This is a genomic window from Mesotoga sp. B105.6.4, from assembly GCF_002896535.1.
GTDB lineage: Bacteria > Thermotogota > Thermotogae > Petrotogales > Kosmotogaceae > Mesotoga.
Window position 1 is genome coordinate 1 of record NZ_JWIM01000074.1, and the last position, 15806, is coordinate 15806.

General features: G+C 49.9%; 12 protein-coding genes and 1 pseudogene. 7 read left to right on the forward strand and 6 right to left on the reverse strand.

Annotated features, from left to right (window positions below; translation table 11 throughout):
* Positions 1-244: pseudogene (locus tag RJ60_RS13690) on the reverse strand (reverse transcriptase domain-containing protein); the annotation flags it as partial.
* 599 nt (positions 245-843) lie between these two features.
* On the opposite strand from RJ60_RS13690, the gene RJ60_RS13700 reads away from it, so the two are divergent.
* The 7 genes from RJ60_RS13700 to RJ60_RS13730 all read left to right on the forward strand — a co-directional run bounded on the left by RJ60_RS13700 (position 844) and on the right by RJ60_RS13730 (position 10121).
* Positions 844-1830: a LacI family DNA-binding transcriptional regulator gene (locus RJ60_RS13700; protein ID WP_243392352.1), complete on the forward strand. Its 987-nt coding sequence runs from the start codon at positions 844-846 to the stop codon at positions 1828-1830.
* A 27-nt stretch (positions 1831-1857) separates the two neighbouring features.
* A complete protein-coding gene (locus RJ60_RS13705; RefSeq protein ID WP_103135111.1) occupies positions 1858-3105 on the forward strand; it encodes an ABC transporter substrate-binding protein in 1248 nt (415 codons plus the stop codon).
* Positions 3106-3161: 56 nt separating this feature from the next.
* On the forward strand, positions 3162-4058 hold the full coding sequence (locus RJ60_RS13710) for a carbohydrate ABC transporter permease (RefSeq protein ID WP_103135112.1): 897 nt from the start codon (positions 3162-3164) through the stop codon (positions 4056-4058).
* Positions 4055-4885 (forward strand): carbohydrate ABC transporter permease, encoded by an 831-nt coding sequence (locus tag RJ60_RS13715; protein WP_103135113.1) that lies wholly within the window; start codon positions 4055-4057, stop codon positions 4883-4885. Before RJ60_RS13710 ends, RJ60_RS13715 begins: the two co-directional genes overlap by 4 nt.
* Positions 4886-4897: 12 nt before the next feature.
* Entirely contained in the window at positions 4898-6331 is a 1434-nt protein-coding gene (locus tag RJ60_RS13720; RefSeq protein WP_146028934.1) for a cellulase family glycosylhydrolase, read from the forward strand.
* A 44-nt stretch (positions 6332-6375) separates the two neighbouring features.
* Positions 6376-7587 (forward strand): family 1 glycosylhydrolase, encoded by a 1212-nt coding sequence (locus RJ60_RS13725; protein WP_103135115.1) that lies wholly within the window; start codon positions 6376-6378, stop codon positions 7585-7587.
* Positions 7588-7664: 77 nt separating this feature from the next.
* Positions 7665-10121, forward strand: coding sequence for a glycoside hydrolase family 2 protein (locus tag RJ60_RS13730; protein ID WP_103135116.1), 2457 nt, complete (start codon positions 7665-7667; stop codon positions 10119-10121).
* Between the two features lie 763 nt (positions 10122-10884).
* Here the strand turns inward: RJ60_RS13730 and RJ60_RS13735 are convergent.
* Genes RJ60_RS13735 through RJ60_RS13755 form a run of 5 tightly spaced genes read right to left on the reverse strand, consistent with a single transcriptional unit; the run spans position 10885 to position 15738 of the window.
* Positions 10885-11718 (reverse strand): carbohydrate ABC transporter permease, encoded by an 834-nt coding sequence (locus RJ60_RS13735; RefSeq protein ID WP_219725898.1) that lies wholly within the window; start codon positions 11716-11718, stop codon positions 10885-10887.
* On the reverse strand, positions 11715-12608 hold the full coding sequence (locus tag RJ60_RS13740) for a carbohydrate ABC transporter permease (protein WP_099830127.1): 894 nt from the start codon (positions 12606-12608) through the stop codon (positions 11715-11717). Before RJ60_RS13740 ends, RJ60_RS13735 begins: the two co-directional genes overlap by 4 nt.
* A 31-nt stretch (positions 12609-12639) precedes the next feature.
* Positions 12640-13914, reverse strand: coding sequence for an ABC transporter substrate-binding protein (locus RJ60_RS13745; RefSeq protein WP_103135117.1), 1275 nt, complete (start codon positions 13912-13914; stop codon positions 12640-12642).
* Positions 13911-14732, reverse strand: a complete 822-nt coding sequence (locus RJ60_RS13750; RefSeq protein ID WP_180979971.1) for a metallophosphoesterase — start codon at positions 14730-14732, stop codon at positions 13911-13913. The genes RJ60_RS13745 and RJ60_RS13750 overlap by 4 nt, the downstream gene beginning before the upstream one ends.
* Positions 14733-14736: 4 nt before the next feature.
* Positions 14737-15738, reverse strand: coding sequence for a LacI family DNA-binding transcriptional regulator (locus tag RJ60_RS13755; RefSeq protein ID WP_180979972.1), 1002 nt, complete (start codon positions 15736-15738; stop codon positions 14737-14739).
* Between the last annotated feature and the right edge of the window lie 68 nt (positions 15739-15806).

Consider the following 15806-nt stretch of genomic DNA (forward strand, 5'->3'; position numbering starts at 1 on the left):
CTCTGAAGGTGTATCCTAGAAAGTCAAAGCTTGTATTTGGATACTCGTCCTTCCTCTTATCGTCTTTGCAGTAGACAATACGGGTCTTCTCTGGATGAAGCTCCAGTTTGCATTCTTCCATTCTTGTCTTAAGACTTTCAAGAAGAAGCTGGGCTTCCTCCAGAGTTCTACAGTGTATCACTCCATCATCTGCGTATCTGGCAAAGGGCTTATCCGGATGAGTCCTCTCCATCCATTTGTCAAAAACGGAGTCCCTATTTATTCCTGTATTCTGGTCGTGGTGAAGGGTGGCCTTTGCTGGTCCATCTTCGGTATTATCTGGGGATTGCGATCCTTAAGATCGTGCTCAAGGCCGTATTCTTCTCCAGAATGCCACTCTGGCTTTCGATGGGAGGGCACCTATTGATGGGCTGGCTATTGGTCTCTATAGTTTACGGCGTGTATATCAGACCAGGGATGTGGTCTATTCTCCTCATGCTCCGGGGCGGACTGTTCTACACGATCGGGGCGTCATATTCATAACGGAAAAATTCACTCCCTTCCTGGGAAAGATAGCACCATGAACTCTGGCTCATACTGGTTATGCTCGGAAATTTCACTTTCCTTCTCATGATGTTCCTTTATGTGCTTTCGTACTGAAATCTCTCCTATCAATAATATATTAACAGAATCAAGAAAATTGTTCCTGTTAGTTGCCTGCCATTGCTCCTGATTGTCTGTAATCTCTTCTGAGTGCTCTTGGTTATAATATGGCTATAATGTTAGAATAACTGCAAACGTTTCCGGATACGTTTGCGGAGAAATTTCCGTTCAATTCAATTTTCATGGGGGTGTTGTGTGGCAATGGCACGCGTCACTATAAAGGATGTGGCTGTATCTCTCGGTTTGTCGGCATCCACCGTTTCCAGGGCGCTTAATGACAAGGGCGATGTCGATCCGAAAACGAGAAAGAAAGTGAAAGAAAAGGCCTTGGAGCTGGGGTACTTTCCAAACATGGTGGCAAAGGCTCTGAAGGGGAAGGCGCTGGGACTGCTTGGAGTTGTGATAGACGACAACGCTAATCCCTTCTACGCCGAAGTGGTGAAGGGAATGGAACGCCAGGCAAGGGAATACGGTTTTCATCTCCTTCTGGTGAACACTTCCGCCGATTACGAAGAACAGGTCTTCGCTGTCGATTTTCTTCAGAGCAAGGGTGTCGATGGTATTCTGATAGCCCCGGTAGATGACACCAAGCCATACGAAATGGAGGCTCTCAGAGTGCCGTTCGTGGTTGTCGGAAGGCATTTCGAAGAGGGAGATTTCGTAGAGGTGTACAACGATGAGGTTCTTGGAGGTTATCTGGCCACGAAGCGTCTCCTCGACGGGGGCAGGCGCAACATTGTCACCATACAGCCGGCGATGAACATTTATCCGACGCGCGGAAGAAGTGAAGGTTACCGAAAGGCTCTAATGGAGTTTTCCGCAGAACTTTACAGCCAGTCCCGCGAGTTGAAGTCTTCTCCCGAACAGGCCGGAAATTCCCTGAAAGAGTATATCAAGACACAGGGATTGCCCGATGCCATCTTCGCTTACAACGATATGTACGCGCTCGAAGCTATAACCTGCCTGAAAGGAAGGAAACTGAGGGTTCCCGAAGACGTGGCCGTGGTCGGTTACGACGACATTCCCTATTCGGTGTATGTCCATCCCGCTCTGACGAGCGTCGCGCTTGACAAAGAGTGGATGGGCAAAACCAGTGTCGAACTGCTTGTGAGAATGGTTCAGGGTGAGGAGTTGAAAAAGAAAAAGTACATACAGAAACCCGTTCTCAGAGTCAGGGACTCTGGGTAGGAGTAATGGAATAAGGGAGGGTTTACCATGAAAAGGTTTTTTCTAGTTTCTTTGATCGGTTTGCTGCTGCTCTCGGTGTCGGCCTTTGGAGTAATTACACTTGAATTCTGGACCGGCTTCACCGGACCGGACGGGAGGTTCATGCAGGAACTGGTTAACCGGTTCAACCAGGAACACAAGGACGAGATACAGGTGAACATGAGTACCATGCTCTGGGCCGATTACAACACGAAGGTGCCGATAGCTCTCGCGAGCGGAAAGGGACCTGATGTCGGAGTCGCAGCCATCGACAATCTGAGGAGTTTTGTGAGTCAGGGCATGCTCCTGCCTCTGGACGATTATCTGGGGATCATGGGTATCAAGGAGGGCGATATCGTCTCCTCGGTCTGGGACGCGACCCATGTGGACGGAAGTATCTACGGGATCTCTCTGGACGTTCATCCCCTGGTTTTCTACTGGAACAAGGAACTCTTCAGAGAGGCCGGACTGGATCCGGAAAATCCGCCTATGACGCGCGAGGCTTTCATCGAGGCGGCGAAAGCGCTTACCAAAGACACCAACGGCGACGGCACGATAGACCAGTGGGGCACGATGATTCCAGTCGGTTGGCCGAACTACTTCATTTGGTTCTCGGCCTTCTTCTCCAACGGTGGAGAGCTTTTCAATGAAGATCTCACGAAAGCCACTTTTGCCAGTCCCGCCGGTATGGACGCCATGCAGTTCTTGGTAGATCTTGTTTTCAAGTACAAAGTCTCTCCAGAAAAGGTGCAGGTCGATGCCGATATCGACGCTTTCAAGAGAGGAACCTGCGCAATGGAATTCAACGGAATCTGGATGCTCACAAACTACATGGAAGTAGAGGGGCTAGAATTCGGCGCAGGTCCGGTGCCGCAGTTCGGTTCGGAAAGACCGGCAAACTGGGCCGGCTCTCATACGCTGGTGATTTACAAACAGAGGAAACAGGATCTGGAGAAAACTGAGGCCGCCGCCAGGTTCATCGGCTGGATAAGCAACCACAGTTATGATTGGGCTCTTGCCGGGCAGATACCGGTCAACGTATCCGTTCAGAACAGCGAGCAATTCCAGGCACTTCCATATCACAGTTCCATTGCAAAGGGTGTCGCGAACGTCGTCTTCCCGCCATTCTTCCCCAAGTACGGAGATTCGACAGGCCCGATATGGGAGGCGCTGAACCTGGCCATCCTGGGTCAGAAGACCGTCGAGCAGGCTTTGAAAGACGCTGAAAAGATCAGCAACGAAATTTTGCAGGATTGATTATCCCGACGCCTTTCCCGTAAGCGGGAGAGGCGTTCTCTCTAGAGGTGGTCGCTTTGAACACCAAAAAGGCGGTTCCTTATTTGCTCCTGTTACCGCACGCGGTTTTTTTTGGGATCTTTTTCATCTATCCGCTTTTCAAGAGCCTGTATATGAGTTTTACCGAGTGGGGGCTCTTTCAGGGAATGATCAGATACGTCGGTCTGGAGAACTACGCCAGACTTTTCGACTTCGGTGGTTACCGTTCGCAGTACTTCTGGAGTGCCATCTGGGTCACTGTGCAGTTCGTTTTGTACTCGGTACCGGTACTCGTGTCCGTTTCTCTGGCGCTGGCCCTGATTCTCAACAACAGAAAATTGAAGATGAAGAGCTTCCACCTCACGGCCTTCTTCTTGCCTACGGCCCTCTCGGTGACGGTTGTGGCCGTCATGTGGAGGTGGATATTGAACGTTCATTCCGGTCTTTTGAATTATCTGCTGGGCTTCTTCGGAATCGAAAAGATACCGTGGCTGACCGATCTTCCCTGGGTCTGGGGAGCGATGATCATCGCGACCGTCTGGTGGACTGTAGGGTGGAACACGGTTATTTTTCTGGGTGGACTGTCGAAGATACCGGAACCGCTTTACGACTCGGCAAAAGTTGACGGCGCCAACGCATTCAGAAGGTTTTTGAACGTGACGCTGCCAGGTTTGAAACAGGTCATGATGTTCGTGGTCATAACACAGGTTCTGGCCGGGTTCGGTCTCTTTGCACAGCCGCAACTCATGACCGGAGGAGGCCCGGGAAGGGCGACCATCCCGATAATGCTTCATATCTACGGTGAAGCCTTCAACCCCTCCAGACCGAGAATGGGCTATGCCACTGCCATGTCGCTTATAACCGGTGTGATCATCGTTTCAGTCACGTTCATCCAGTACTTTCTCTTCACTCGAAAGAGTAAGGAGGAGAGATGATGAAAAGAAGAGGCATAACGGTGAATATAATAGCTCTGCTGATAGCGCTGGTCTTCATCTTTCCCCTTTACTGGACTTTTTTGACGGCCTTCCGTACGGAGGCGCAGATTCTTGAATGGCCGCCGAAGTTCCTGCCGACGAACCTCACGTTAGCCAACTTCGAAGAAGTGCTGGCCCATCCTCAGGATACACCCGTGTTTCAGTGGTTTATCAACAGCCTTTTCGCGGCAGTCAGTTATGCCAGTCTTTCGGTCGTTGTGTGCGTGATGGCGGCCTTTGCGCTGGCGAGAATGCAATTCAGGTTCAGAGATGCTTACTTCAAGATTATACTGGCCTCCATGGCCGTGCCCGGCATGATACACTTTCTCCCTAACTACACAACCATAGACGCTCTGGGCTGGACTGACAACCTGGTTGCGATAATCGTTCCGGGACTGGCCTCGACCTTTGGAATATTCCTGTTGAGGCAGTTCTTCATCAGTGTTCCCAGAGAGATCGAGGAGGCAGCCATAATAGACGGGGCCAACATCCGCCAGAGAATCTTCTATGTTATCGCTCCCCTGGCTAAGGAGTCGATCATCATACTCTGGGTCATGAATTTCATGGCCAACTGGAACGATTATCTCTGGGCCCTTGTGGTTCTCTACTCACCGAACAAGAGAACGATGCCGGTTGGAATGTCGACCCTTCAGGGAAAATACGTGACCCAGTACGGTCCGCTCATGGCCGGAGCCCTCTTCATCGCGGTGCCTTCGATCCTCATCTTTCTGCTTGTGCAAAGGTACTATATCAAGGGCATCGACATAAGCGGCGCCGTGAAGGAGTAAAGGGGTGATGCTGTGAAAAAGACTTTAGTGTTTTTTACGTTTTTGATCGCGGTGATGTGTATGGCATCCTTTGTGAAAGTCTCGCCCGGAGGGAAGTACTTCCAGCACGACGGAGAGGTCTTGATCCCCATAGGATTCAACGACGCGATTACGTGGCCTTCGCTCATATCGTTGAGCTACGGGAACGTTTCGGCCGCCGAAGAGTACTTCGAGAAGCTTTCCTCCTACGGCGTCAACACGCTCAGAATCATGCTCGAATACGCCCAGGACAGATCGGGAGTCTCTCTCCTGGAAAAACCGCTCGGAGTGTACAACGATTCCGTAATTAAGATGTGGGACGAGATAGTCAGACTGGCCGAAAAGTACGATATATATTTAATCGTAATTCCATGGGATCCCTTCTGGATGTACGAGAACTGGGACGTCAATCCCTACAATGAGGCGAATGGCGGACCGATAAAGACCTTGAGCCAGTTTTTGACCGATCCACAGGTCAGGCGATGGCAGAAAGAGCGGTTAAGGTTCATGGTTGAGAGGTACGGTTCCAGTGAGAGGATACTGGCCTGGGAGATGAACAACGAGATAGAGCTCTGGTACGGTCATATCTTCTACAAGGCCGATTATACGATCGGGAACGAAGCACGGGAGTGGCTGGGAGAGATGTCGGCCTTTATCCGTGAGCTGGAGATGGAACTGTACGGCGACAACCACCTCCTGACGGTTTCCACGGCCAGGCCCGGACTGACGGGTACGCTGGCGGGAAAGCTTTACAGATTCGATTACATTGATTTTTTCACCACCCACTTCTACTTCGATACGGTGAAGAACCCATCGGATCCTCTGGCGATTGCAAGAGACGTTTCGGCCAATATAAACTATCATAACTATCTCTTCGGCGACTCCCTTCCCTTCATGGACAGCGAAAGCGGACCGATCGACCGCTGGCCCCAGCCGGCAGGCTTCGACGCGGAGTGCTACAGGGCCTTTTCCTGGTCGCATTTGGCCAGCGGAGGAACTGGCACGGGTCTACGCTGGCCCTACACTTCTCCGCACATGATGCCCGATCGCCTTCTCGAGGTACTCTCTTCCATCTCGCGGTTCGTCGCTTCGGGAGGGATAGACTGGCTGAATTTCAAGGGAGTCAACCTGGATATGGAGATCTCTCTACTTTCCGAGGGAAAGACGGTTCACACTTGCAGCGGAAACGACTACGAAAATTTGAGAGAACTGATCGGCTGGGCCATGTCGGCTTCGAAGATCGGCATGGCGACGCTGGAGCTTAAGGGGCTTGAACAGGGCAAATATAGAATGGAGATCTGGCACATCTCTGAGGAGTCCAATTCGCGGCCGGTGGAGTTCTTCGATTTCGAATTTCCGCTCCGGACAAATATAGGGCTGGATATAGACCACAGCAGTTTCGCTTACAAGATCTATAAAGTTGAATGAAGGACCTATCTTCAAGAAATGAAAAGAACACAGGCGGTGATTGAGTGAAAAGAGATTTCATGTGGATAACGGGCATAGAAGATACGTTCGTCAGCGCGACCGACAGCATCTCGGCGAGACCGCTGGACGAATACGAACTGACTCAGCACTACTCTCATTGGAAGGAAGATCTGAGAAGCATCTCCAACACGGGCTTCAAATACATCAGGTACGGAATTCCCTGGTACACGATCAACCCCGAAAAAGGCAGGTACGATTTTTCCTGGACCGACAGGGTCTTCGACTTCATGAGAGAGATCGGTCTGATACCGATCGTCGATTTCATTCACTACGGTACCCCCAGCTGGATGGACAACGGCTTCCTCAACAACGACTTTCCACTGTTAATGGCCGAATACGAATTGACCGTTATGAACAGGTACAAAGATTTCCTCAAATACTACACTCCTATGAACGAACCCTTCATAACGCAAGAATTCTGCGGAAAGCTCTCCGTATGGCCCCCATACCTGAAGGGTGACGATGGATTTGTCAAGCTGCTCAACGCCACGGCCAGGGGAATCGTAGAAACGGTTTCGTCCATCAAGCGCGAACTGCCGGAGGCCTTTGCGCTGCACGTCGAGGCGTCGGGCCTCTTTTTCAGCGACGATCCCGATCTGGCCGAAACGGTGACGCTGATGAACGAATTGAGGTATGCCACCTACGATCTTGTACAGGGGCTGATCAACAACAATCATCCGCTCATCGACTACCTCAGGAGAAACGGGATGTCCTACTCCGACCTCGACTGGTTCTTACCCAGAAAAATAGAGATAGATGGCTTCGGAGTAAACTACTATCCACAGCTCAGCGTTTACAGAGTTTTCAGATCGGGAAAAGACCTCAAGACACATTCGCACTACGGGAGCGTCGAGTATCTGAGAGAATTGCTTTTGAGCTATCACAGAAGATATGGCGGCCCGATCTTTCTCACCGAAACCAGCATCAACGGTGAACCCGATCACCAGATACGCTGGTGGAGGGAATCCAGGAAGCTCTTTGAGGATCTCCTGGATGAAGGTCTGAACCTGGGAGGATATACATGGTTCCCGGCAATGGATCTGATCAACTGGGACTACCGGTATGGTACCGCTCCGGTGGAGTGTTATCTTGAACCCATGGGATTCATACAGCTTAAAATGAATCCGGGCAGGGAGTTCGAGAGAAGAAAAGGCGAACTGGCAAGAGCTATGGAGGAAGATCTGAAACGAATCTGAAAGCGCGGAAATCTTTCCCTGCTATGAGGTAAAATCGATAGAGTTCTTCACAAATAGATGAAAGTAGGTAAGCCAAGATGCGAAGCGGAAGAAAAAGAATAAACCTGGACGGAAAATGGCGGTTCGATATGTTCGGCTGCGAGCCAGAAGATCTGGCGGAGGTCGAACCGGGAAGAACGATCGACGTTCCCGCCTGTGTTGAAAGGTACTTCCCCGCCGTTACACGCGAGCAGTTCTACCTTTACTACGAACGGAGCTTCGAGCTTGCGAAGCGGCACAACAGGCGCTATTTTCTCCACTTTGGAGCAGTTGACTATCTCTGCAAAGTCTTCCTCAACGGCGAGAAACTCGGTGAGCACATCGGGGGATACCTGCCATTCGAGTTCGAGATAACCCAATTAATTCTAGACAACAACAGGCTCCAGATTCTTGTCTTCGATCCAATCGGCGGGGGAGTTCTGGACAACAGAAAGATTCCCCACGGGAAACAGAACGGAGAGCCGAACTGGTACACCAACATCTCCGGTTTATGGCAGAGCTTATGGATCGAAGAGAGACCTGAAGTCTACATACACGACCTGAAGATAGAGGCTTCCTACCTTCAGGGAAGGGTTCGTGTGAGTTTCAAAACCGATTCAATGATCGACGGAGCAGTGCTAACGCTTCTGGATAGAAAAGGAGACACCATCTCTTCAAAGAGGGCGGTCTCGAATGAAATCGATTTACCTGTTTCCGGAGTCTTTCCGTGGTCGCCCGGAGAGCCGAATCTCTACGATCTCGTTCTGGAGATCAGCTCGAGGGGCGTCCACGATCGGTTGAGCGTCAGAACCGGGTTCAAGGACTTCCAGACAGCTTCAGGCCGCCTCCTTCTCAACGGGGGGGATTTCTACATCAAGGGTGTACTGGATCAGGACTTCTATCCCGAGACTCTGTATACGGTGCCTTCCAGGGAGTACCTGGGCGAGAGCTTCCGTAAATTGAAGAGAATGGGCATCAACACTTTGAGACATCACGTCAAAGTACCCGATCCGCTTTATATGGATCTTGCCGACGAAATCGGGCTCCTCGTCTGGCAGGATTCACCCTATTTCGACGAGTTTTCTCCCACCGGCTCGCTGGAACTTCTCACAACTATACGGGGAGCGATCGAGCGCGACCTTCACCATCCTTCTCTGTGCGTCTATTCGATAATAAACGAGTCGTGGGGGATAGATCTAACCGATCGGGAACAGGCCGGCTGGCTTGAAAGAGTCTTGGACGAACTGAAGCAGGATTATCCTTCGATTATCTTCACCGACAACTCAGCCTGCATGGGCAACTACCACCTGAAGAGCGATCTGAACGACTACCACTTCTACGCGAGCTCGATAGACCGCGGAAAGCTCTGGAATTTTCTGATAGAGTCTTTCTCGAACAACCCGGCCTCCTTCTATCTCCGAGAGTACAGAGACAACTTCGAGGAAGAACCGCTCTTGGTTTCGGAGTTCGGCAACTGGTCTCTGCCTCCGAAGAAATGGCTCGAGAAGAGAGACTGGCCTCACTGGTTTTCACACATCTTTAAAAATGTCGCCATGACCCGTCCCGGGGGGGCAGGTGAAAGATTTCTGGCTAGTGAAATTGCCCGGGAGTATTCGTACGACGAGCTCTTCGAAATCTCGGTGGAGAATCAGCTGGAAAACTTGAGGATGGAGATCGATAAAATAAGGCTTCATGACAGGATACGCGGATTCGTGATAACGGAATCGAGCGATATTTTCTGGGAGTGCAACGGACTTTTAACCTTCGATAGAGACTTCAAATTTCCCCCCGAAAGGCTCGGAGCACTTCTCGAAAACGACCTCTTCGTGGCGTCTCTTGAGAGCGACACGCTCTGGCTGGGCCAGGAGGCTAGGCTTCTGGTAAGGCTTTTGAAAAGACTTCATGGCGAAACGATCTCCGTGGAGTCCGACGGCCTTTCCATCGAGCGCAGAATAGACGGTTTGGAGGGAGAGACGGTTGCCCTGTCGCTAGATACGTCTTCCATGAGTGAGGGTGTGAGAGCGTTGACCGTTCGCGTCGGAAGGGCCGTCTCCACCGTTCCGCTCCTGGTTTGCAAGAGGGGAGAAACAAAGCTTAAATTGATTAAGACCTCGAAAAGCGGCCCTTCGGAACCGGAAGACAACACCGTCCTAGTACTCGAGAGAGCCGGAATGAACGTTGGTATCTCCCCTTATTCGGCCAGGACCGTGGAGAAAGAGGATCTCCTTTCGGGAGACTGGATAAGCGGGATATTCTGGATCGTAAAAGATCTTTCCCCCTTTGCCCCGGGTGGTCACTTCAGAAAGTGTCACGGCGGGTTGATAGCCGGTAGGCCGATGATCGAAAGCGAAGGCTTTTCGAGGAGACTGATCGGAATAACATACGGCTGGCTGGCCGGATTTTACGGTTATCTAGATATGCTGGAGGGTCACAGGTTCGTCACGACCATGAATATAGATCCCTCCACTCCGCAGGGAAATCTGCTTCTCAGACAACTCGAAACTCTTCAGTATTGAGGCGCGAAAACCCATAGACGGGGATTTCAATATATCGATGTAAATTACTCAACGATGCTTCGAATAAATTGAAGTGTTAAGTTGTATAACTCAGCTTTGACAGCAAAATGGAAGAAATCGCAGGAAGAAGATCTGAAAGTATCATGAATTCGTTGTGATACTTGAATCACTTTCGAGATGCGGTGCCATTTGATATTGCTTGTCACTTTGTGTTTGCTTGCTTTGTAGTTATGTGTAGCGATATCATATAGATACCATGTTTCTCAGACTCATGGAAAAATAGGGACTCCATTTTTAGGAACAAGAGCGGTTCCTCGTTCTGACGCTTCGCGTCCAGGTTCTTGGTCATCAGTTGCAATTTTCATGATGCAAGTTGTAAGTTATAAGAACAAAAGCTAAAAAGCGGCTCTCGGTTCTGGAGTCTGGCAAAGATTGAGCAATCACTATTCTAAATGCTCTCGAGGGTTTTATCCCAGATGTCTCTCCTGTATTCCGAGATCTAGTATTCGATTTCAACAAAGACGGCTCTAAACAGCGTACAGCGGCTCTTCCAGCGATCAGCGGGTTCATCGCCTTTAAGCGGATAGCGATTCTTCGAGCGACCAGCGGGTTCCCTGCTTTTAAGCGTACAGCGGCTCTTATTCTTGCAGCTCACAACTTGGAACTGATTCTCTCCGGAGAACTGCGAACCGTTCAACGGTCAACCAGGTTCTCTTGCTCTTTCCTACCACGAACCCACTACCCCCAACCCCGGTCCGATCCGTCACCCCTTCATTCCGGATTGCATGAAGCTTGATATGAATGCCTTCTGGAAAATAGCGAAAAAGACAATTAGTGGCAGTATAACAAGCAAGGTCGCTGCCATCAACAAAGTCCAGGCAGCCGCACTTTCTGAGGCCTCCGCAAGCATCGCAAGGCCGACGGTCAATGTGCGAGCTTTGACGCTGTCTGTAACTATCAAGGGCCAGAAAAATTCGTTCCAGTGATAGGTCACGCTTATGAGCGTAAAGGCAAGATAGGTCGGTTTAAGCAGCGGGATGGCTATCGAGATCATGAACCTGAAGGTTCCGCAGCCGTCAATAGTCGCTGCCTCTTCCAGTTCTCTCGGGATTGCTGCGAAGCCCTGTCTCAGCAAGAAGACGCCGATTGCAGAGGCCACATACGGAAGCGCAATGGCAGTCTTCGTATCTAACAGGCCCATTTTGCTGATCGTCAAGTAGTTCGGAACTATGAGCGTCTGTGGAGCGATCATGAGCTGCACAAGCAGAATCATGAAGAGAATCTTCTTGAATCTGAATTCCATTCTGGCGAATGCGTAAGCGGCGAGAGTTACTGTTACAAGTTGCACTGCGAGAAGTCCGAAGGCATAGAGAATCGTGTTGAAATAATACCTCCCGAAGGGGATTATGTTGAAGACCTCTTTGAAGTTGTCTAGAGTCCATTTTTCGGGAAGCCACTTTGGAATCATCGAAAAGACTTCAGTAGGTTCTTTGAAGGCCGTAACGACTATCCAATAGAGCGGGAAAGCGAGAATCACGGCAAAGACTATCATTAACGCGATCGAGACCCACTTAGTCGTTCTTCCTCTTTTCGTCATAGTCTCTCACCCGATTCATAGAAGACTCTCCTTTCCATGAAGAAGAAGGCGAGCATTGTGAATATCAACAAGAGCACAAGGAGTATCACGGTCAGTGCCGAGGCATATCCGAAGTCCCAGTACTTGAAGGCCACCTGATAGATGTAGTAGACAAACATGTTCGTAGTGTTTGCCGGACCGCCTCTCGTCATGAGATAGATCTGATCGACCGCCTGGAAGGAGTTTATTACCGCGATTATGAATGCGAAGAATGTTGTCGGTGATAGCAAGGGCCAGGTTATCTTCCAGAATTTGCGCCAGGCAGAGGCACCGTCTATCGTAGCGACCTCATAGATTTCTGTCGGTAACTGCTGCAGCCCGCCGAGAAAGATCACCATATAGTATCCCGCGTTCTTCCAGATGGCAACAATGATCAAAGCCCACATAGCAAACCTGCTGTCGCTTACCCATTCAATACTGGGTATGCCGATCTTCCCGAGAATGTAGTTTAGGAAACCATATCCAGGGAGGAATATGTAAAGCCAGATCATCGATGCGGCGGCCATCGGTATGACGTTGGGGTAGAAGTAAGCCGTCTTAAAGAAAGAGCTTCCGATAATTTTCTGATTTACCAGAAGTGCAAGAGCCAACGCCAGAGCCATGGTTATGGGGACTGTCACAAATGCATAGAAGAGATTGTTCCCAGCTACCTGCCAGAACAGGGGAGTCGAGAAGGCTCTCTTAAAATTGTCGAGGCCCGTGAATACCGGCTCCGGCGTTGCCATATTCATTCTCATGAAACTCAGAAAGAGAGACCTGAATGCCGGGTAGTATGTAAACATGCCAAGGAAAAAGAATGTCGGCGCTATGAAAATCCACGGCAGAATTTTCTTTTTCGTTTTCGTCTTCAATCTACACACCTCCCGGCACTGGACAGGTTGATTACTTCTTATAAGGAGCAAGAATCATTTCGACTTCTTCCTGCAACTGTTTAAGCCCTGCGGAGATCGACACTCTCTCATCGAGGATATTCTGAAGAGTTGTCAAGAAAACCTCCCTAATCTGCGAGTTACTGTGGAAGGCCATCTCCCTTCTAGCAACATCAAGTTGATCTCTTGCCACCAGAATGTACGGGAATCCCTCCGCGAACTCCTTAAGAGCCTCAGTTTCGAAGGCGTCTTTGCGAACCGGTATGTATCCCGTACCTATGCTCCACCTCGCCGAGTTCTCCGGTTTGCTGAGCCACTTGACGAAGGTCCATGCGGCCTCCTTGTTCTCTTCGGGAATTCCTTTGAAGATGTAGAGGTTTCCACCTCCCGTTGGAACTGCTTTCTTGGCTTCTCCGGGAAGCGGAGCCACTCCAAAATCGAACGTGGCCGAGTTCTTTACGAAGCTGAGACTACCGGTAGAGTTGTACATCATCGATGCGGCGCCGGCAACGAAGTCCTGAGAAGCGGCTCCGTAGCTTCTGTGCCTTGGCATGACTCTCTCGACATTGGCCATGTAGGTCCACTGTTCGACGGCCTTTGCCACTTCGGGCGTGTCGAAGTAAGACTCCGTTCCCGTTTCATTCGCGTACTTTCCACCTGCCTGAAGAATCCATGCCTGAATTGTCCATGTGTCGTCTGTAATGTCTTCGAAGCCCCAGCGAGTAACGTTGCCGCGCGAATCCTTGACGGTGAGTTTTTTGGCTGCCTCAAGCAATTCCGCCCAGGTTTTCGGGGGATTTTCGGGATCTAGCCCCACTTCTCTAAAGTGGTCCTTGTTGTAGTAGAAGATCGGGGTGCTTCTCTGGAACGGTATGCTCCATGTCACGCCGTCGATCATCGAATTCTCGAGGAAACCGGCATAGAAAGGTTCTGTGAAGTTCGCGTCTTCTCCCACCATGAACTGATCCATATCTTCGATAAGATTCATGTCAAGAAGCGAGAAGATGTCGATGGCGAGAAGTAGCGCAACATCTGGAGGATTCTTTCCCTGAGCGGCTGTTACAGCCTTCTGCATTGTCTGATCGTAATTTCCGCTGTAAATCGGTTCGACGAAGATATCTGGATGCTCGCTGTTGAAGTCTGCAACGACTTCATCCATTAGAACGGCGAGCGCTCCGGCTACCTGAACGGGAAAGAAGAATCTAAGGTTAGTTACCGAAAATGCTGTTCCCGCAATAAGCACAAGTGAAACCAAGATTACTAAGAAAGTCTTGAAACCGAGTTTCATCTCTTACCCCTCCTTTTCGCGTTTTTTCTGAAGCGACCCATGAGGATGGACGGTCTAAACATATGGTTTTCTACGATAACCTCTTCTCCACTGAAATCGATCAAAGTAAACGAACCCGGGATACTACTCAGTTGATTCCATGTGTCGGTGAATGAGGGCACCGAGACGTAAAGAATTCCGTTTTCAGAGGCAATGCTTGGCCAGTGAACGTGGCCATTTATTGCGGCGATTACGTTTTCGCCTCTTTCAAACATCTGAAGCAACTCTCGCTTGTTTTCTACGTAGGCGAGATTCTCAATGCTCTCAAAATGGACATTCCTTTTTAGAGGTTGTTCATCGAGAGCCTGGTGAGTGAAAACGACTTTCTTTTCCGAAGAAGCCACAATCTCCTTTTCCAGCCATCGGAGTGCTTCGTCTGAAACCATCCCTCCAACACCCTGAACAATTGGGTCCTGCGTATTTAAAAGCAGTAAACGTAATCCTTTCAATACAACGGATCGGTTGCCGAGCTTGTTGCCTATTGCTTTTTCATGTTCCTCCTGAGTGAGATTGTCCAGATCGTGGTTCCCAGGAATGTAGTATACCGGGCATCTAGACCGGGCCAGAATGCCCGATATCTCTCGTAGTGTTCTGGCATCGCTTTCCTTGTCTACGGGGTTCAGTCTGTCTCCTAGATCGACAATCGCGTCCGGTTGGATGTTTTCGTTAACGAAATCGATCCATTCGCTCAGGAGACCGTTAACGAGGCTTCCTTTGAGTGACGACCTGTCGGGTCCGGCATGCAGATCCCCTATAACGACGAGCCTTGTGGCTATCACGAAATCACTTCCCTCTCGCCCTTGAAGATTCTCTGACAATCAGCCTGGTTCCGAGTTGAAAAGAGATCTTGTTCTTCCTCTCGCCGCTTATATACTGGAGTAGTAGGTTCGCGGCCCTTGTCCCTATTTCGTATGTATTCTGATCCAGAGTTGTCAGAGCCGGAGTGAACTGGGCCGAAAGGAAGATGTTGTCGAATCCGGTGACCGATATCTCTTCGGGAACTCCGATAGAAAGAGCCTTGCATGACACAATAGCGCCGAAGGCAATCAGATCGTTTGCACAGACAACTGCGTCATAACCACTTCCGGGGTCTGACAGCTCAGAGAATGCCCTTTCATAACCGGACTCGTATGTGAATTGCCCTCTCGTTACCTTAACATCCACACTGGAATATTCTTGCGCGACGGCCCTGGCAGCCTCCTCTCTATCTAAAGAACTCGAAACGTCTTCAGGACCGCCAAGATAAAGAAAACTCCTGTGACCTTCGTCGTAAAGATAATCAAAAACGTGCTTCATTGCACTGAAGTTGTCTATGGAAACGGATGGAAGAGTCTTTGACCAGCGTCTTCCCAACAGCACAATCGGACAACCAGATTCCTCTATCAAGGTTTCGACTGATCTGTTGTAGCCGGATCCAATGAAGAGGATACCGTCGACATGCTTTGAGAGAAGAGTGTTTATTGCTTCCCTCTCGAATTCAAGCTTTCCATCTGAATTGGCAATTATCAGGTTATAGCTCTTTCTTCGGAGTTCTTCCTCTGCACCCTTCATCATCAATGGGAAGTGTGGATTGGATAGGTCGGGAAGGACCATTCCCACGGTGAAAGTCTTCTTCATTCTGAAGCCCCTCGCCAGAACGTTAGGACTGTAGCCCATCTCCTTGACCGCTTTGAGAACGTTTTCTCTATTCTCTTCACTGACTGTGGAAACGTTATTCAAGACTCTTGAAACGGTGGCAGTCGAAACGCCTGCCTTCCGCGCTACATCTTTAATTCTAACGGTCATCTCCAATTCTCCTTCATCAAGTAATCGATTACGTAATCGATTACTCATAAAGAGAATACCATCTTGCT